Annotated in this window: 18 protein-coding genes; 12 read left to right on the top strand and 6 right to left on the bottom strand. The window is 40.2% G+C overall.

Annotated elements, in window-relative coordinates; genetic code table 11:
- The first annotated feature begins 80 nt into the window (after positions 1 to 80).
- The 4 genes from U3A58_RS02270 (at position 81) to U3A58_RS02255 (ending at position 3,062) form a co-directional block, all read left to right on the top strand.
- The gene (locus U3A58_RS02270) at positions 81 to 1,100 is read left to right on the top strand and encodes a zinc-binding alcohol dehydrogenase family protein (protein WP_323821761.1); all 1,020 of its coding nucleotides are present in this window, start codon (positions 81 to 83) and stop codon (positions 1,098 to 1,100) included.
- Positions 1,101 to 1,104: 4 nt separating this feature from the next.
- Positions 1,105 to 1,920, top strand: a complete 816-nt coding sequence (locus tag U3A58_RS02265; RefSeq protein WP_323821760.1) for a sugar phosphate isomerase/epimerase family protein — start codon at positions 1,105 to 1,107, stop codon at positions 1,918 to 1,920.
- A 161-nt stretch (positions 1,921 to 2,081) separates the two neighbouring features.
- Positions 2,082 to 2,423 carry an L-rhamnose mutarotase gene (locus U3A58_RS02260; RefSeq protein ID WP_323821759.1) on the top strand — a complete coding sequence of 114 codons (342 nt, stop codon included), beginning with the start codon at positions 2,082 to 2,084 and terminating at the stop codon, positions 2,421 to 2,423.
- Between the two features lie 69 nt (positions 2,424 to 2,492).
- The gene (locus U3A58_RS02255) at positions 2,493 to 3,062 is read left to right on the top strand and encodes a mycothiol transferase (RefSeq protein WP_323821758.1); all 570 of its coding nucleotides are present in this window, start codon (positions 2,493 to 2,495) and stop codon (positions 3,060 to 3,062) included.
- A gap of 205 nt (positions 3,063 to 3,267) precedes the next feature.
- Here the strand turns inward: U3A58_RS02255 and U3A58_RS02250 are convergent, their stop codons facing one another.
- From U3A58_RS02250 to U3A58_RS02240, 3 genes are all read right to left on the bottom strand, one after another.
- Positions 3,268 to 4,653: an arginine decarboxylase gene (locus U3A58_RS02250; RefSeq protein WP_323821757.1), complete on the bottom strand. Its 1,386-nt coding sequence runs from the start codon at positions 4,651 to 4,653 to the stop codon at positions 3,268 to 3,270.
- A gap of 116 nt (positions 4,654 to 4,769) precedes the next feature.
- The gene (locus tag U3A58_RS02245; protein WP_323821756.1) at positions 4,770 to 5,204 is read right to left on the bottom strand and encodes a hypothetical protein; all 435 of its coding nucleotides are present in this window, start codon (positions 5,202 to 5,204) and stop codon (positions 4,770 to 4,772) included.
- A gap of 136 nt (positions 5,205 to 5,340) precedes the next feature.
- Positions 5,341 to 6,489, bottom strand: a complete 1,149-nt coding sequence (locus tag U3A58_RS02240; RefSeq protein ID WP_323821755.1) for a methionine aminotransferase — start codon at positions 6,487 to 6,489, stop codon at positions 5,341 to 5,343.
- Between the two features lie 330 nt (positions 6,490 to 6,819).
- Between U3A58_RS02240 and U3A58_RS02235 the strand changes: the two genes are divergently transcribed.
- The 8 genes from U3A58_RS02235 (at position 6,820) to U3A58_RS02200 (ending at position 14,195) form a co-directional block, all read left to right on the top strand.
- Positions 6,820 to 7,770, top strand: coding sequence for an arginase (locus U3A58_RS02235; protein ID WP_323821754.1), 951 nt, complete (start codon positions 6,820 to 6,822; stop codon positions 7,768 to 7,770).
- A gap of 106 nt (positions 7,771 to 7,876) precedes the next feature.
- Complete coding sequence (locus U3A58_RS02230; RefSeq protein ID WP_323821753.1) at positions 7,877 to 8,275, top strand: GxxExxY protein; 399 nt, start codon at positions 7,877 to 7,879, stop codon at positions 8,273 to 8,275.
- A gap of 63 nt (positions 8,276 to 8,338) precedes the next feature.
- On the top strand, positions 8,339 to 10,129 hold the full coding sequence (gene argS / locus U3A58_RS02225) for an arginine--tRNA ligase (protein ID WP_323821752.1): 1,791 nt from the start codon (positions 8,339 to 8,341) through the stop codon (positions 10,127 to 10,129).
- A 115-nt stretch (positions 10,130 to 10,244) separates the two neighbouring features.
- Positions 10,245 to 10,826, top strand: coding sequence for a glutathione peroxidase (locus U3A58_RS02220; protein WP_323821751.1), 582 nt, complete (start codon positions 10,245 to 10,247; stop codon positions 10,824 to 10,826).
- A gap of 19 nt (positions 10,827 to 10,845) precedes the next feature.
- The gene (locus U3A58_RS02215; protein ID WP_323821750.1) at positions 10,846 to 11,766 is read left to right on the top strand and encodes a 1,4-dihydroxy-2-naphthoate polyprenyltransferase; all 921 of its coding nucleotides are present in this window, start codon (positions 10,846 to 10,848) and stop codon (positions 11,764 to 11,766) included.
- Positions 11,767 to 11,828: 62 nt separating this feature from the next.
- A complete protein-coding gene (locus U3A58_RS02210) occupies positions 11,829 to 12,680 on the top strand; it encodes a universal stress protein (protein WP_323821749.1) in 852 nt (283 codons plus the stop codon).
- Between the two features lie 56 nt (positions 12,681 to 12,736).
- Positions 12,737 to 13,090, top strand: coding sequence for a translation initiation factor (locus U3A58_RS02205; RefSeq protein WP_323821748.1), 354 nt, complete (start codon positions 12,737 to 12,739; stop codon positions 13,088 to 13,090).
- Between the two features lie 223 nt (positions 13,091 to 13,313).
- The gene (locus tag U3A58_RS02200; RefSeq protein ID WP_323821747.1) at positions 13,314 to 14,195 is read left to right on the top strand and encodes a DMT family transporter; all 882 of its coding nucleotides are present in this window, start codon (positions 13,314 to 13,316) and stop codon (positions 14,193 to 14,195) included.
- 214 nt (positions 14,196 to 14,409) lie between these two features.
- Here U3A58_RS02200 and U3A58_RS02195 read toward each other — a convergent pair whose 3' ends face one another.
- Genes U3A58_RS02195 through U3A58_RS02185 form a run of 3 tightly spaced genes read right to left on the bottom strand, consistent with a single transcriptional unit; the run spans position 14,410 to position 17,977 of the window.
- Positions 14,410 to 15,291 (bottom strand): transglutaminase family protein, encoded by an 882-nt coding sequence (locus U3A58_RS02195; RefSeq protein ID WP_323821746.1) that lies wholly within the window; start codon positions 15,289 to 15,291, stop codon positions 14,410 to 14,412.
- Positions 15,288 to 15,440: a hypothetical protein gene (locus U3A58_RS02190; RefSeq protein ID WP_323821745.1), complete on the bottom strand. Its 153-nt coding sequence runs from the start codon at positions 15,438 to 15,440 to the stop codon at positions 15,288 to 15,290. Before U3A58_RS02190 ends, U3A58_RS02195 begins: the two co-directional genes overlap by 4 nt.
- The gene (locus U3A58_RS02185; protein WP_323821744.1) at positions 15,437 to 17,977 is read right to left on the bottom strand and encodes a circularly permuted type 2 ATP-grasp protein; all 2,541 of its coding nucleotides are present in this window, start codon (positions 17,975 to 17,977) and stop codon (positions 15,437 to 15,439) included. Before U3A58_RS02185 ends, U3A58_RS02190 begins: the two co-directional genes overlap by 4 nt.
- Positions 17,978 to 17,998: the final 21 nt, after the last annotated feature.

The following is a 17,998-nucleotide window of genomic DNA, read 5'->3' as shown; positions in this document are numbered from 1 at the left end:
CTTACCAAATCCTATAGTCAATTTATCTACAGCTAGCAAAGAAGTAGAAATCAAAATAAACAAACAATAACTCAAACCTTATGAAAGCACTAGTTCTAACTGATATCGGTAAAACAGAACTCCGAGAAATCGAAAAACCAACTCCAAAATCGGAAGAAGTTCTCCTTAAAGTTGGAATGGTGGGCTTTTGCGGTGGGGATCTGAATAGTTACCGAGGTCTTTTTCCACTGCAAGAATATCCGAATATTCTAGGCCATGAAGTTGGTGGCACGATTGAGGGATTAGGTAAGGATGTTCCTGCTGATATCAAAGTCGGTATGAAAGTAACGGTTTATCCATATTTGAATTGTGGAAAATGCATCGCCTGCCGCAAAGGCGCGCGTAATGCCTGCAAAGAAAATAAGACCATGGGTGTACGTCGTCCAGGAGCTATGTGTAGATACATTGCTTTGCCTTGGCAGGATGTATTTCCCTCGGAGAAATTATCGCTCCGTGAACTAGCTCTGACAGAGCCTCTTACAGTTGGTTTTCACTCTGTGAACCGTGCTAAAGTCACTTCTCAGGATCGTGTAGCAATAATAGGATGTGGAATTGTAGGATTGGGTGCTGTAGCTGCAGCAGTAGATCGGGGTGCGGAAGTAATAGCCATTGATCTTGATGACGCCAAACTAGAGATCGCGAAGAAAATCGGAGTTAAGCATACCATTAACCCAAAGAACGTAGATCTGCATCAGGCTCTCCAAGAAATGACTACCAACGATGGTCCTGACGTAATTATTGAAGCGGTGGGTAGTCCGATTACTTATCGCCAGGCCGTAGAAGAAGTGGCCTTCACGGGAAGAGTTGTTTGCATAGGCTATGCAAAAGCGCCTGTGGAATTCAATACTTCCCTCTTTGTGCAAAAGGAAATAGAAATCCTGGGATCGAGAAACTGCACCACAGAATTCCCTGAAGTGATCAGCTATCTGGAGCAGGGAAAATTTCCTGTAAATGAAGTGATCAGCAAAGTAGTGACCCTAGATGAGTCCGAAAAGGCACTTGCAGATTGGGCTGATGATCAGCAGGGTATAATTAAAATAATGATTGATTTTGACAACTAACGAAATGATAAAGTCCTGCGTAACAATCGCTCTAGTACCTCAAATTAAAACTGGCCCTTGGATTTTTTGGGAAGACCTAGAAGCTGGGATGGCAAAAGCTTCCAATCTTGGCTTTGATGCGATAGAGCTTTTCACAGCTTCAGCTGATGCAATTGAAATCCAGAGACTCAAAGAACTATTGGATAAATATTCCCTTAAACTCGCGGCTGTTGGAACGGGTGCTGGTAAGGTCATTCATGGCGTAACACTTACTGACACTGATTCAGAAATTCGTAAAAAAGCTATATCCTTCATCTCAGATATGATTGACTTTGGTGCTGCTTTCGGAGCTCCGGCAATTATCGGCTCCATGCAGGGAAATGTACTTCCTGGAAAAGATCGGGAAGAAACTATGTCTTGGCTTGCGAAAGGATTGAATCAATTGGGAATGCATGCTGAATCAAAAGGAGTGACACTGATTTATGAACCTCTAAATCGCTACGAAACGAATTTACTCAACACAATAGAAGCTGGGTCAAAATTCCTGGATTCTTTAGAAACCAAGTCAGTGAAGCTTTTGGCAGATTTATTCCACATGAATATTGAAGAAGGCAATTTGGAAGAAAGCATTTTGAACTGGGGGAAAAGCATCGGCCACGTACATTTTGCGGATAGCAACAGAAGACCTATGGGTTTTGGACATACTCCCATGAAAGGAATAGCAGAAGCGCTTAAAACAATTGGCTACTTAGGCTATGCATCAGCGGAAGCTTTCCCCTACCCAGATCCCGACGCTGCAGCTGAGCAGACTATTCAAGAATTTAGAAAATGGTTTAATTGATGTACGAAATACGATTGACGATTTACGAGATTTCTAGGTTCTCCAACCCATGAATTTTCAAGTGAACCGTATTTTAGCATGAAGTATATCACTTCTTTGCTATAGCTTCTGAAATCTAATGTCTTGATTCTAACATCTACCTATCCACTTGATACTTAAAAATGAAACGTTTTGCACTTACACTAGACCTTATTGATGACGAGAAATCTATCAGAGAATACGAGCAGCATCATGCCAAAGGTGCTGCTTGGCCAGAAGTTACCCAACATGATATAGATGCTGGAATTCTCAATATTGAGATATTTCGCACAGGAAATCGCATGTTTATGCTTCTGGAAACGGTAGATGAATTCGACTTCGAAGAAAAGGCAAAGTTCGATGCCTCTAATCCAAAAATTGCAGAATGGGAAGCATTTATGTGGAAGTATCAGCAGCCGATCCCATGGGCAAAACCTGGTGAAAAGTGGGTACTATTGAATAGAATTTTTAAGTCTGGTGAGTAATTAACAAAGTTTGACTAAGCATTTTCTCATTTTATAAGCAATTTACTAGTCCACAAATTTTTCTCACAAATGGAAAACAACATTAAATCCCCTCTACTCCTTATTTTAATTTTGTCTATTTCTGCCTGTACCTACGGACAAAACACAATGACTCCTCCAAAGGGTTATGATCATGATATTGGAACTATGGTGTCCATGTTGGAAAACCTCAGAACAAGGATAATCATGAGTACCCGAAATCTAAATCAGAATCAAACAGATTTTTTATTGGATGATAAAGCCAATCGGATCGGTGCAATGATTATGCATTTGGCTGCGACTGAAGTTTATTATCAGGCTTACACATTTGAAGGAAGAAGTTATAATGAAGAGGAAAAAGAGATATGGGAAACTGCTTTGAACTTGGGCGATGAAGCTAGATCTGAGTTTGTCGGTAAGCCTATTCAATATTATTTAGATATCTGGGCTGAAGTCCGTCAAAAGACAATAGATACACTCAAAACCAAGGATGATAAATGGTTTGCTACTTTAGCAAAAGGTGGGCAGACTGACAATCACTGGGCATGGTTTCACGTTATGGAGCATCAGGCCAACCACATGGGGCAGATAAATATGCTAAGAAGTAGATTGCCTAAATAGACTTTTCCTTATTTAACATCTATTTCAAAAGTTTTCTCAAAAGCCAATCCGTCTTTAGTCAATCCCTCAACTCTCAAATACATACGTTTCAGAGCTTGAGGGATTTTGACTTTAAAAGAATAAAGGACCCTTTTACATTAATCTTTGTCCACTGCATCAACCTCCTCGGTTAAAAAAGCCGCTCGTTTATGAGCGGCTTCAATTATTAATATCCAAGAGTTTTTAACATACTTTCCTCAGTCTGGTCTTTCGCAAAGAGCCGATGAGTAACATTCCCATCTTCATCTTTATCTATCAATACATGCTTTGGCGCTGGGATCAGACAATGTTGGATACCACCATATCCGCCAAGAGATTCTTGATAAGCTCCCGTATGGAAGAAACCTAGATATTGGACTTTCTTCTCTGGCTTGGGAAGGTAAATATTGTACTGGTGAGCTTCAGAGTTGTAATAATCCATACTGTCGCAGGTCAGGCCACCGAGGTTGATATTGTGATATCCTTCATCCCAGTTATTTACTGCAAGCATGATATATTTCTGGTTAAGACCCCAGCTATCAGGCAATTGTGTAATAAATGACCCATCGATCATATACCAAAGCTCTTTGTCATTTTGGAGCTTTTCTTCCAAGACAGAATAAAGCACCGCCCCACTCTCTCCTACTGTATAGCTTCCAAATTCCGTGAAAATATTTGGCTCATCTGTATTGTTTTTGCCACACATCCATTTGATGTTTTTCACGATTTGATCTGCCATGTATTGATAATCATAGTCGAAAAAGACATTTGTTTTGATCGGCCACCCACCTCCAATATCCATGGTATCCAGTGAAGGAGCTATCTTTTTCAGATCTACATATTTCTGGATAAATCGAGTCAATTCTGACCAATAATACGCAGTATCTCTGATCCCTGAATTGATAAAGAAATGCAGCATTTTCAGGCTTACATGCGGATTATCCTTGATCTTATCCTCGTACAGCTGGATGATATCATTGTATCTCACACCTAGTCTAGAGGTGTAAAAACCAAACTTTGGCTCTTCATCAGCAGCGATTCGGATCCCTACTTGGAAGGGTACTTTCACATGCTCCAAGTAATAATCGATTTCAGCCAAATTATCCAAAATCGGCACACAGTTCACAAAGCCGTCATTTAGCAATTCGGTAATATACTGCTTGTACAACTCCCGCTTAAAACCATTACACACGATGAAAGTATCTTTTGTGATTTTGCCCTTGGCATAGAGACTTCTGACCAAAGGAATATCAAAAGTCGAAGATGTCTCAATATGAATATCGTTTTTCAGCGCCTCATTGAGCACAAAGCTGAAGTGAGATGACTTAGTGCAATAGCAATAGGTGTACTTGCCCTTGTAGTCATGCTGCTCCATTGCATTCTTGAAATAGGTCTTGGCATTCTGAATACTCTCGGATATTTTGGGTAAGTACGTAAGCTTGAGCGGAGTGCCATAGGTCTCTATGATCTCCATCATATTTACTCCATTGAAATGCAGTTCATTGTTTTCTACTTTGAATTCTTTGGTAGGAAAATCAAAAGTCTGCTCAATCAGATCTTTGTAGGTATTCATTAGCTAGGTAGTAGGTGTTAAAGCCCTGCAAAAATTGCTTTTTCTCAGGGGAATTCAAACGAAAAAGGGACAAATCCCCAAGGACTGTCCCAATATTAGAAAAACGAAATGATTTCTTAATTTCCTCCAGAACCCAACATTGCATTTTGAAGCAAGAATTGTTCAGAATTGAAATGCATTCTGTTGGTAATTACTTTTTTCAATACTTGTTTGAATTTTACTTCGTTTTGCAAATGCAAAATCAATTGTGAAAAAAATACAGAGACTTCGGACTGACTTGATTCTGGGTAATGAAAGTACGCTGCTTTATCTGAGGAAGAAAATCTCAATTTCAAGCTCTTTGGCTTTCCAGCTTCACTTAATCCTCTGAACAGTGGATAAAGAAAATCGAACTTTTCTTCAAACTTGCACATCCCCTGCATAACTCTATCAGATTTCTGATTAAAAATCTTTACGATCTCCTGCTGGTTAACGGAAACTTTAGAAATGCCAATGGCTAAACTATTCTCCGAATCAATGGATGAAGGATCTGTATGCGATAATGCGCTCATTTTTTATTTGAGATTTATAAGTAACAACGTGTCAAATGTAAAAGAGTTTTTATTATAATCCCATATTCCCTATAATTTTAATAGGGTAATTGAAGCGAAAATTAGGAATACTTATTTAAAGTACTGTTTTTCAGATCTATAGATTTACACCATTAAGTTTTTCTAAAGCTTTATATAATTCTAAATCATTCTTAGCAAAGCAAAATCTAAGAATCTTATGATCCCTTTTATCAGAGAAAAAAACTGAAATTGGAATACTCGCAACCCCCATTTCCTCTGTCAAACGTACGGCCAGCTTATAATCTGATTCCTGAGAAAGATGTGCATAGGATACCATCTGAAAGAAACTTCCTTGGGCAGGGATGAATTCAAAAGGAGTAGCTCTAAGTCCTTCACAGAATAGATCTCTTTTCTTCTGATAGAAATCAGGAAGAGCTAAATAACGCGAAGGATCTGAGAGATAATCTGCCAAAGCATATTGCAAGGGAGTAGCCGTACTGAATGTCAAAAATTGATGAATTTTTCTGAATTCTTCTGTGAGCTTGGGCGGAGCTAAACAATAGCCAATTTTCCATCCAGTCACATGAAAAGTCTTGCCAAATGAGCAGCAAATAAATGTTCGTTCTCTTAAAACCGGATGAGTCAACAGGGATAGATGCGCACGCCCATCAAAGGTGATGTGCTCATAAACTTCATCACTCACAACAAAAATATCTTTGTTATGAATCAGTTCTGCCAGTGTTTTTAGATCATTTTGAGTCCACACATACCCGCTTGGGTTGTGTGGGGTATTCACCATGATCAGCCGTGTTTTGTCAGTGATGGCAGCTTTCACTTTTTCCCAATTCACAGAAAAGTGAGGCAATTCTAAGGGAATAAAAATTGGCCTTCCTCCATTTAATTCTATAGCGGGAGCATAAGAATCATACGCTGGATCAAAGAGGATAACTTCATCACCAGCTGTCACCACGGCTGTCACGGCAGCATACAATGCCTCTGTAGCTCCAGAGACTACTGTTACTTCGCTTTCTGAATCTAGTTCTACGCCATAAACCAATTTGGTCTTCTCTGCAATCCTCTCACGCAAAACCAGTACTCCGCTCATCGGTGCATATTGATTGAATCCTGCTTTCAGGTACTTAGTCACCAAATCGAGCAATGCAGGATCAGAATCAAAACCAGGAAAACCCTGAGAGAGATTAATTGCCCCACAATCAGTTGCGAGTTTCGACATAACCGTGAAAATCGTCGTCCCAACATTGGGAAGTTTGGATGAAATAGACATAGTTCAAAACTATTGATTTTGAGACATGAATCGTAATACAAGCATTATAATTAAGTGAGGAAAAATCTTCATTTCCCGCAAATCTCCACTGAAAAAGTTCTCAGATAGACGCTGATTTTTTAAGTAGAGTTTCTTTTCAAAATGGATTATCGGATCTGCAAAAATCTGCAATAGTCATCTGCAACCATCAGCGGGAAAATTTAAATTTAAAATATTTTTCTCTTTTACATTTTTGAGGGTTGCTCATTGAAAATTGACCATTTAAAGGCATTTTTGACTACTTTTGCGACGCTTTATGCTACCCAATATAACTTAAAACTCCTCCCAAGAATGCGTGATATAACATTAGTAGAAGTACGTTCAGAAATAGCCGCTGGCACCCGTGGGGCAAGCATGGGAATTGATGCCTTGAAGATTGCTAGTTTGGATAAGAAGTCTAATTTCTTCACACAGTTTGATCCGATCAACGTACCTGATGCCAATAGTTACCTCTGGAAAGGCAATAGTTTCCCTCATGCCAAGTACATTGATGGAGTATATCAGGTTCTGAAAAATGTCTATTCCACCATCGAATCATTGAGGAAGGAGAAGAAATTCCCAATCGTTTTGGCAGGTGATCACAGTACCGCAGCGGGAACAATAATGGGCATAAAAGCGGCAGACCCTGACAAGAGATTAGGTGTAATCTGGATAGACGCCCATGCAGATTTGCATACTCCTTTCACTACTCCTTCAGGAAATATGCACGGAATGCCATTGGCGATGGTATCTCAGCTTGACAACTTGGATTGTCAAGTGAACGAGCCATCTGAGGAGACTATGGCTATTTGGAAAAAGATAAAAACCCTTGGTGGCGACTTTCCTAAAATTGACCCAAGAAACATCGTTTTTATCACAGTACGAGACACTGAAGCTCCGGAGGATCATTTAATCAAAAATTACGGAATAAAAAACTTTAGCACCCGAGATGTTCGGTCAAGGGGAATAGAGCAGATTGCCACAGAAGCTTTAGAAACATTGAAAGACTGCGATCAACTCTATATTTCATTTGATGTGGATAGTCTGGATAGTTCCATTTCTGTAGGAACAGGTACTCCGGTTGCAGATGGACTGAGTGTGCAGGAAGCCATTGAATTAAACGTGAAACTCATCCAAGACAAGCGTGTCTGCTGCTGGGAAATTGTGGAAGTAAACCCAACGCTTGATTCAGAGAATTTGATGGCAGAGAATGCTTTCGAAGTTCTCGAAGCAACTGTAAAAAGCTTGGTGGATAATTTCTAAGTTTGAAACTACAGAGACCACAGAGGGTAGCACGGAGAGCGCAATGAATAATTATACCTAACTTTCCTAGTAAAAATTTACTGATTATTTAAAAATTTCAGCTCAAATGAGGGACAGCTATAATTTGGCTTTCGAAAATGACCTCGCCACCAAAGTGATAGGAATCGCTATGGAAGTTCCCACACAATTAGGGCCTGGTTTATTAGAAAATGCTTACAAACAAGCCTTAGCTTTCAAACTCAAAAATGCGGGGTTTGCTATCGAAGTAGAAAAAAAAATGCCATTGCTTATTGACGGAGTAGAATTAGAAAATGGCTATTGCATTGATATTTTAGTGGAAAGAAAGCTAGTTTTGGAACTGAAAGCTGTTGAAAGAACTACAGATATTCATTTTGCCCAAACACTCAATTACGTCAAGCTTGGTAAATTCAGATTAGGACTCTTAATAAATTTCAATGTGCCCAGACTCAAGCTTGGGATTAGAAGAGTAATTAGTACTAAATAATTGCAATTATAAATTCACAGCGCCCTCTGCGAAACCTCTGTGCCCACTGCGGTTAAAAAAATCATGAACATACAAGAATCAATACACCACGGCATTCAGCTTGCCTTTCAGAATATCTTCAATCACGACCTGTCGCTGGATCAAATCAGCCTCGCTCCTACGCGAAAGGAATTTGAAGGCACTTACACTTTTGTTGTTTTTCCTTATCTGAAAGTTTCCAAAGCAACGCCTGAGGCTACCGCCAATCTGATCGGTGAATATCTCAAAAAAAATGTCGATAAAGTGGCAGGATTCAATGTGGTGAAGGGTTTTCTGAATTTGGAACTGGACAACATGATCTGGGTGGGCGTATTTCAAAAGCTTTTTACCAATGAAAATATAGGTCAGCTTCCATCCAACGGTCAAAAAGTGATGGTGGAATATTCCTCCCCCAACACTAACAAACCGCTACATCTTGGACACCTGAGAAATAACTTCTTGGGCTTCTCTGTGGCAAACATCCTAGAAGCAAATGGCTATGAAGTCATCAAAGCTAATCTTGTCAACGACCGAGGAATCCACATTTGTAAATCCATGGTAGCCTATCAGCACTTTGGAAATGGAGAAACTCCGGAAACTTCCGGCCTGAAAGGCGATCACCTGGCGGGCAAATACTATGTGATTTTTGATCAGGAGTACAAAAAGCAAATTGCTGAACTGAAAGAAAAAGGGCAGACCGAAGATAAAGCAAAAAAGAATGCTCCATTGTTGATGGAAGCACAAGAAATGCTTCGCAAATGGGAAGCAAATGATGAGGAAGTTGTCACTCTGTGGAAGCAAATGAATGAGTGGGTATATGCTGGGTTTGAAAAAACCTACCAACGTATGGGGGTTAGTTTTGACAAGTTTTACTACGAATCAGGCACTTATTTATTAGGGAAGGATATTGTAGCTGAAGGCCTGGAAAAAGAAGTTTTCTTTAAGAAAGAAAATGGCTCAGTTTGGGTGGATCTCACTAATGAGGGACTGGATGAAAAGCTTGTACTACGGGGTGATGGCACCTCCGTTTACATCACCCAAGATATGGGAACTGCTGATTTGAAATACGATGATTTCGGGATCAGCAAATCAGTATATGTAGTTGGAAATGAGCAGGATTACCACTTTGATGTTTTATTTAAGATCATGCGAAAACTGGGCAGACCTTACGGAGAAGGACTTTCCCATTTGTCTTATGGCATGGTAGATTTGCCGACTGGGAAAATGAAATCACGTGAGGGAACAGTGGTAGATGCAGATGAGCTGATGCAGGAGATGATAGATACTGCGGCTCAGCATACTAAAGAGCTTGGCAAAATCGATGGGTTTACTGAAGTACAAGCCACAGAGCTTTACGAGATACTTGGAATGGGCGCTTTGAAATACTTCTTGCTGAAAGTAGATCCCAAAAAACGTATGCTTTTCAATCCTCAGGAATCTATCGAATTTCAGGGAAACACAGGACCCTTTATCCAATATTCACATGCTCGCATCGCCTCTATTTTGAGAAAAGCAGAGCAAATCGGAGTGGATTATAAGCAAGCTGATTTTTACAAGCTTACCAAAATTGAAGAATCAGAGTCGAGCCTGATTTACTTGCTTAATGATTTTGAAAAAAAAATATCTCAAGCTGGGTTGGATTATTCCCCTGCTATATTAGCACAATACCTTTTCGATTTAGCTAAGGAATACAATAGATTCTATGCAGATCTTCCTATATTTCTGGAAAATGACCCAACTGTTCTTTCTTTCCGCGTAGCGCTTTCGGCACACACCGCCAAAACTCTCAAAAAAGGAATGCGACTACTAGGAATCACTGTACCTGAACGAATGTAATCATGAAATCAAGCATGTATCCATCACCCAGTGAGATCATTATCAACCATGCGAGATTCTCCCGAATCGAGTTCGGGACAGGCTATGTGGCCTATAAAAAACAAATTATAAACAGATGAAAAACTTATTATTTCTAGGCTGTCTTCTCTTACTCGTAAGCGCATACACCATAAGCAAAACTCATAAGTCAAAAGCTACTTCTATAGCTGAAAACACCATGGAAAAATCTTTCTACGAATTCACCATGAAAGACCTGGAAGGAAAAGACGTTGACTTCAGTTCTTTCAAAGGTAAAAAAATCATGGTGGTAAATGTAGCTTCCAAATGCGGCTACACTCCTCAGTATGAAGCTTTGCAAAAGCTATATTCTGAAAATAGTAAAAATCTTGTCATTTTAGGCTTTCCTGCCAACAATTTCGGAGGACAGGAACCGGGTTCAAATGACGAAATCAAGTCCTTCTGTTCAGAAAATTATGGGGTAACCTTCCCTATGTTTGAGAAGATATCTGTAAAAGGCTTCGACAAGCACCCAATCTACAGATGGCTTTCAGATGCAGAATTGAACGGATGGAACAATGAGGAACCTGCCTGGAACTTCTGCAAATATATTTTAGATGAAAAAGGTGAATTGATTAAATTTTTTCCTTCCAAGGTAGATCCTCTAGACAAAGAAATCATCGATATCATCAACGCTTAATCAGAACCTTTTCGACTGAGTGAAACAAACTATTCAATCAAAAAACGAAGCCTGGCTGCATGCGGTCAGGCTTCGTACGTTACCACTGGCGCTGGCAAGCATTTTTGCAGGATCTTTTTTGGCAGCATACAAAGACGTTTTCCGATGGGAAATCTTATTACTGGCATCATTTACCACTATATTTCTACAAATACTCTCCAACCTCTCCAATGACTATGGTGACACCGTCAATGGGGCTGATCACTCTGACCGCCAAGGCCCCATGAGAGCCGTACAATCAGGGTTGATTTCTTTGCCTGAAATGAAAAGGGCAATGTATCTTTTTGGTATTTTGGCGCTAATCGCCGGTTTGTCCCTACTCTATTTGGCCATTCAGGATTGGGCTCTTTTTGGACTATTTTTAGGCTTAGGTCTGGCAGCTATTTGGGCTTCTATTTCCTATACTTCCGGGAGTAATCCATATGGCTATGCAGGTTTTGGTGATATTTCCGTGTTTATCTTCTTTGGTTTACTCGGTGTATATGGCACATACTACCTGCACAGTTTAACTTGGGATAATTCAGTCATTTGGATAGGAATTGCCTTAGGTCTTTTCAGCGCTGCTGTGCTGAACATTAATAACATCCGAGATATAGAATCCGATCAATTTGCGGGAAAGAAGTCTATCCCCGTGAGAATTGGGAAGAAGGCAGCGATTGGTTACAACTGGTTTTTGATTTTGGGAGGAAATTATTGTTTGGTCATCTTTGCTTTTCTTACTGAAGAATGGACATCGCTACTTGCCTTGGCCAATTTTCCATTCATGGTCCAAATTGGAATAAGTGTACAAAAAGGCAAAGATTCCCAGGCTATTGATCCTAATCTGAAAAAAATGGCAATAAGTACCTTAATTTGGGTTGTTCTTTTTGGAATCGGTTTGGTTTTTTTAGGAAAAAGCTGAAAATATTCCTTTACTAATCATGTAAATAGGGGTAATTTGGCATAAACCATTATACAGCAATTATGACTAAAGTACTCGTCCCCTTCGATTTCTCTGAGCAAGCTCAAAATGCACTTGACTTCGCAATTGCCCTTGCCAGTAGCTTTGACACTGTAGAAATTTCCGTTTTAAACGTGGTAGAAATCCCTTCTAGTTCTGGAATGGGCACTATGGGTGGAGGCGATGTAATGCCTGCTATGGATGACCAGATCTTTATCATCGAACTGATTAACCGCCGCAAGGAACAGTTCAAAGAAATGGAAAGTAAGTATGCCGGAAATAGCTATGCATTCAGCACAAAAATAGTTTTGGGTAATGCCTTCCAAAGTATTTCATCTGCGATCGAAGAAGAAGGCCCTGATTTGGTGATCATGGGATCCAAAGGAACCAGCGGTATCGAGGAGATCTTGGTCGGAAGCAATACTGAAAAAGTAGTACGTACGGCTAGTTGCCCAGTGGTCACGGTCAAGGCATACACAGATCCACGTAAATTCAAGAAAATCGTATTTGCAAGTGATTTCCGTGAAGGCCAAGACGAGCTGGCTAATCGAGTAAAAACCCTTCAAAAATGGTTTGATGCAGATCTTTACCTAGTGATCATCAATACGCCAGGAACTTTTGAAACTACACGGGAATCAGCCAACAGAATCAAATTGTTCGTTAATAAGTATCAAATCAAACATGCCGTTGCTGAGATTTACAATTCAAATTCTGAGGAAGCTGGAATTGTGGAGTTTGCAGAAGATATTAAAGCAGATCTGATAGCGATGGCTACACATGGCAGAACAGGTTTAGTTCACCTGTTTACAGGATCTATCGCGGAGGATGTCGTAAATCATGCAAAACGTCCTGTTTGGACATTTAAGACTAAATAAATCTACTAATAGAATAACCACGCCTACTCTTTTGAGTAGGCTTTTTCATTTTAATCATGGCAAAAAAAAACAACGATTGGAAAAAGCGGGATGGAGTGGTGTTTTCCACGAGCAATGATTTTGACTATCAAACTGGGAATGAGGAAAATGAAGAAACTTTAGCTACCAATCAGCAAAACCTAAAAGTAATGCTGGACAAAAAAGCCCGTGCAGGCAAGAAGGTAACCCTAATAGAAGGTTTCGTCGGAAGCGACGATGATCTTAAAGAATTGGGAAAATTGCTAAAGAATAAATGCGGTGTAGGTGGATCGGCAAAAAATGGTGAAATTTTGATCCAAGGTGATCACCGGGACAAAGTAGTTCAGGTACTTCATACAGCCGGATATAAGGCAAAGAAGTCTGGTGGATGAAGTGCCATCGATGTCGATTATTATCAACTTACTATTTCTAATTGGTTAGCTCGATGAAATTAAATGCTCAGGCCACAGCATTCCTAAACCTACCTGAACACCCTTTACGGGAAGATATAGACCTATTGAGAAACCTGATCTTAAATACAAATTTTCAGAGCTTGGATCAGAGCCTCCTCATTTTAAAATAGAAATCTGAGAACTTAATTTAAACTGTTGTTTTTTGAACGAGATTCTATTTATTTCCTTTGCCGTTTTGCTTCGAGTGATGTCAAATCCCCTGGGAAATGTCTTCCAAAAGCAATTAACCCTTCAAGGTTTACACCCACTTTGGGTCAATTTTCTCACTTACTTTCTTCTTGCTTGTATTTGTCTTTTAGGACTAAGTTTCTTAGAAATTAGAGAGCTAGGTAAAGACTTTTGGTTCTACTCTATTATTGGCGGTATTTTCAGTGCCATGGGAAATGCGCTTCTGATCAAGGCACTCCAAAAAGGCAATCTTTCGATACTTGGCCCAATTAACTCTTTCAAATCAATAGTTGGGGTGATTTTCGGGGTATTTCTGTTGGGAGAAATCCCAAACCTATGGGGAATTATTGGAATTGGGATTATCATCTATGGGAGCTATTTGGTACTTGATACGACAGAAGAGCGCTTTACTCCGGCACTACTGAGAAACAAGGACATTCAATTTCGAATCGGGGCAATGATGCTCACAGCGATTGAAGCAGTTTTTGTGAAGAAAGTAATTCTTGCCTCCTCTCCTGCCATTGCCTTCATTTCCTGGTGTATTTTTGGAACCATCTTTTCATTTATAATCCTACTAGCCTTTCGAGTCAGTTTGAAGCGTGAACTTTCAAATCTAAGGATAGACATTTTGGGCAAGTTGATTTTATTACTGGTCTGCATTGGCACTATGCAGCTTACCACAAATTATGTATTTGAAAAAATGGCCGTAGGATATGCACTCTCACTTTTTCAACTCTCCATCATAGTCAGTGTACTATTGGGGTACAGAATTTTTCAGGAAAAAGATATTCGTAAAAAAATCATAGGTTCTGTTATTATGATCGCTGGGTCGGTAATGATTATTTTATTGAAATGAATGTAAGATTGAGGGACTAGCTAGTTCACCTTGAACATTTCCTTTAACCCGGACTATGCATTAGGATTCGTAACGAGGGTTCAAACTGCAAGAAAATCAGTCACTTTGGAGATCGAGTCGTAGCACCGCTACGGTGAGAGCGAAAAGTGAAGCATAGCGACTGATTTTGAAGCGGTTTGAAGCCGTAGTAGATTTGCTAATGCATAATGCAGGTTTAATCTAGCTCCAAATCCCTCACATCCACACTTACCTTCATCTCCTGCTCGCTTCCGCTATAAACGATTCCTTTCAAAGGCGTCACATCAGCAAAATCACGCCCTACGGCTACTCGGATATGTTTATCATTCACCAGTAGATTATTCGTAGCATCAAACTCCACCCAATCATGCCCTGGAATATATATAGCAATCCATGCATGAGAAGCATCTGCTCCTATCATTTTTGGCTTGCCTGGAGGCGGCAAAGTCTCCAGATAACCACTCACATATCGTGCAGCCAAGCCGATTACTCTTAAACAAGCAAGTGAAAAATGTGCAAAGTCCTGACAGACACCTTTTCTGTGCTGGAAAACTTTCTCTAGCGGAGTACTGATATCTGTGAAGCCCGGTGTAAATGTGAAATCTTTGAAAATCCGGGTATTCAAATCAAGCATTGCTGCCATGATCGGACGGCCAGGAGTAAAAGATTTCAATGCATAGGCACTTATTCCATCCACAAATTGAACATGATTCGACTCCAAGTAAAATTGCCGGATATCAGTGGAAGTCTTCGTAGAATGAAGCAAATCAACAACTTTCTCCCAAGGAATTGTTTCGGAAGGTTTCACCGAAATCCACGGCGGAACAGTAAGTTGTACAACACTTTTAGAGCTCACAGTCAAGTTCTTATGCGATCTTTCTATGGAAAAGTACAGGTACTTATTTCCGAAAAAATCAGTCCGTTCAATCTCAGAACTTGGTTTAGGACTAATTTCGCAAGTGTATTCCTCCACATTTTGAAATGGTAAATTCGGCGGAATCTGAAACATCAAATTGTGACATAATGTCGCTGGAAACTCATAGATATAATCTGTGATATGCGTGACTTTGTATTTCATGAGTTTATATTTTGATTTTCAAAGGTCATAACCTGTCCCGTGACGAAGGAAACGGGATAGCCTGTCCCGTCCGCCGCGGCGGATCGGGAGAATATCGCATTGTAAATAATCTTCCCCTTGTGTAACGTTCTCGTCATGCTCGATGTCATATCTCAGGAATTACAGAGGATTGAATCATGCTATATCTTGAATCAGTATGACTAAAATATTTCTCATAAATCGAATCGGAAGTCTCATGTAAAAGCCCAATAATTTGATCCAAAAGTGATGTCAATTCATCAAATTCATTAGTGAGCACATTTGGAATTGAAATCACATCAATATCGCATAACCTGATTTTGGTGATAGCTTCCAGCAATTTCTTACGCTCTACACTGAAAAACTCCTTTTCATCTTGGTTGGGGAGTGTTTTCAAATGATTATCAATCTCCAATATTTGGAAAATCAGCGATCTAGGATTGTCTTCGTGCAATATCAATAAGCTCAATACACCGTGCATCTCCAGATTGGATCGATAGCGATAGCGATAAGTAACCAAGCTTTCATTGCATCGTAAGGTATCTTCCATCAGCTCCTTATTGGACTCAGCATCAAATGACTTACTAAGCATTCCTTTCAAAATCAAACAATTGTTAGATGCGGATTCAATAAACCTTCCAATATTCAACAAATGCCAAGTAGGCTCACGAGTCATGTTGTCAATATTCAGCCCATAAAAAGCCATCAATTTCACCACCATATTATCTAAGCTTTGATACGCTTGCATCAGCGTGGTATCGGATTTCCTCATTCTCGCGAGTTCCTCAGAAATACTGTCCAAAATCCTCCAGGTATCCAAGCTTAATCTATCGCGAACAGAATAAGCATTGGTCAAAAAGGACTGTATGGAATAAGCTAAACTACCGGTTTTAGCTACATTATGAACCAATGCAAGCAATTCAACTTCTGGATTTTTCAGATTCTTCTTCACCGTAAACCCCGGCAAAGTCCCTGTCATCACTGTCAGCGTCTGCAGTAAAGTGCTTAATACAGCATTTTCATGAATATGTATATCCTCGTCCGCTTCATTGTAAGAAAGCAAAGTCATCCTCATCAGACGCACTGCATATGCCGATCGCTCCAGATACCTTCCCAACCAAAATAAACGCTCTCCGGTCCGGCTAGGAAGCACATTTCGCACCAGAGGCTGAATTTTTGCGGGTTTAGTAACAATTGATGAAACATCTTTTCCCTTGCCAAGAACCCAAGTATCCTTGCTAATGCCACCGGTTTGATTTGACACTAAGAAAGCCCCCTTCTCAGGAGAGCTTCTCGATAATCCACCAGGCATTACTTTATAGCTTTTATTTTCCGAATCAGCGACTACATAGCTTCTGAATACAGCATTTCTAGCCTCCAGTTTATTATTGATCCAGGAAGGCGTAGTCGAAAATTCTACCATTTCCTGACCTACATACATGTAAGGGCTTCGACGAATCTCCCGCTTCAAGGCCTCTATTTCAGTTTTTGATAAATCTCCTCCAAAAACCGATTTCTTTTGTGTACCACGATAGATATTGCGGATCACTAAGGAGTCAATATTCTCAAAAACATATTTCATTTCATTAGGCTGACCGCACCACCAAGTAGCTACAGAAGGGAGAATCAAATCTTCACCTAGAAAGTGCTTGCTGATTTTAGGCAAAAAAGCCATTAAACCCGGATTCTCTAATACCCTGCATCCCAACGGGTTAATTACCAGTACTTTCCGTTGCCTCACTGCTTCCATCAGACCTACCACACCTAGATGTGAATCGTTTTTATATTCCAATGGATCACAAAAGACATCATCTACCCGACGAATAATCACATCTACTTTTGCAAGTCCTTTGATGGTTTTCAGCCAAACATACCCGTCACTTACGGTGAGATCTTCCCCAAAAGCCAGCGTAAATCCCATAAAAGAAGAGATGTAGGCATGCTCAAAAAAGGTCTCATTCGTTGGGCCGGGAGAAAGTAAGACCACCCTTGGATTTTCCTTGTTGTTAGTAGTTAGGTTGCTTAGTGTGCTTTTAAAAGTCTGATAATAAGAAGTGATTTTACGGGCGTGATTCTCACGGATCAACTCGGGAAACACCCGCGTCATCGCAGCTCTATTTTCGAATGTATAGCCGGCTCCGGATGGAGCATCGGTGCGATCATGGAGCACCCACATTTTCCCATTTGGGCCGCGTGCCAAATCGGAAGAGTATTGAATCAGCTGCTGATCTCCATCCAACTTGATATTGTGGGCTTGTCTGAGAAACCCTCGGTGATTGTAAATCAATTCAAATGGAATGTGACCCTCTTTGATCAAGGTCTGCTCTCCATATAGATCACTTAAAATCAGATTCAACAACTCCGTTCGCTGAAGCAAGCCTTGCTCAATCCCCTCCCATTCTCCGCTACTAAAAACCATCGGAACAGGATCTAAAATCCAAGGTCTATTCATCCCATTGGGATCGCCATAGACATTGTAAGTCACTCCATTTTCACGCAATTGCCGACCTACCTCCTCATGAAATTGCCCCATACGATCTGAGCCTATCTGCTCGTAGTATTTGGCCAATTTTTCCCAGTGCGGATGTATTTTACCTTGGTCGGTGGCCATTTCATCCAGAAACGGCGCATTATTGAACATTTTGTCAATAAGATAAGACTCAATCATAGCTCAAAATTGAACTAAATA

It is taken from the genome of Algoriphagus persicinus (assembly GCF_035156415.1).
Classification (GTDB): Bacteria; Bacteroidota; Bacteroidia; order Cytophagales; family Cyclobacteriaceae; genus Algoriphagus; species Algoriphagus persicinus.
Note: the sequence above shows the minus strand (reverse complement) of the source record. Positions and strands in the feature narration are given on the sequence as shown.

Coding starts and splice junctions, on each gene's coding strand:
- U3A58_RS02205 (WP_323821748.1), top strand. CDS start 12,737: ATGGCAAAAAAAAACAACGATTGGAAAAAGCGGGATGGAGTGGTGTTT.
- U3A58_RS02255 (WP_323821758.1), top strand. CDS start 2,493: ATGGAAAACAACATTAAATCCCCTCTACTCCTTATTTTAATTTTGTCT.
- U3A58_RS02210 (WP_323821749.1), top strand. CDS start 11,829: ATGACTAAAGTACTCGTCCCCTTCGATTTCTCTGAGCAAGCTCAAAAT.
- U3A58_RS02235 (WP_323821754.1), top strand. CDS start 6,820: ATGCGTGATATAACATTAGTAGAAGTACGTTCAGAAATAGCCGCTGGC.
- U3A58_RS02270 (WP_323821761.1), top strand. CDS start 81: ATGAAAGCACTAGTTCTAACTGATATCGGTAAAACAGAACTCCGAGAA.
- U3A58_RS02260 (WP_323821759.1), top strand. CDS start 2,082: ATGAAACGTTTTGCACTTACACTAGACCTTATTGATGACGAGAAATCT.
- U3A58_RS02250 (WP_323821757.1), bottom strand. CDS start 4,653: ATGAATACCTACAAAGATCTGATTGAGCAGACTTTTGATTTTCCTACC.
- U3A58_RS02185 (WP_323821744.1), bottom strand. CDS start 17,977: ATGATTGAGTCTTATCTTATTGACAAAATGTTCAATAATGCGCCGTTT.
- U3A58_RS02265 (WP_323821760.1), top strand. CDS start 1,105: ATGATAAAGTCCTGCGTAACAATCGCTCTAGTACCTCAAATTAAAACT.
- argS (WP_323821752.1), top strand. CDS start 8,339: ATGAACATACAAGAATCAATACACCACGGCATTCAGCTTGCCTTTCAG.
- U3A58_RS02190 (WP_323821745.1), bottom strand. CDS start 15,440: ATGACATCGAGCATGACGAGAACGTTACACAAGGGGAAGATTATTTAC.
- U3A58_RS02220 (WP_323821751.1), top strand. CDS start 10,245: ATGAAAAACTTATTATTTCTAGGCTGTCTTCTCTTACTCGTAAGCGCA.
- U3A58_RS02240 (WP_323821755.1), bottom strand. CDS start 6,489: ATGTCTATTTCATCCAAACTTCCCAATGTTGGGACGACGATTTTCACG.
- U3A58_RS02195 (WP_323821746.1), bottom strand. CDS start 15,291: ATGAAATACAAAGTCACGCATATCACAGATTATATCTATGAGTTTCCA.
- U3A58_RS02230 (WP_323821753.1), top strand. CDS start 7,877: ATGAGGGACAGCTATAATTTGGCTTTCGAAAATGACCTCGCCACCAAA.
- U3A58_RS02245 (WP_323821756.1), bottom strand. CDS start 5,204: ATGAGCGCATTATCGCATACAGATCCTTCATCCATTGATTCGGAGAAT.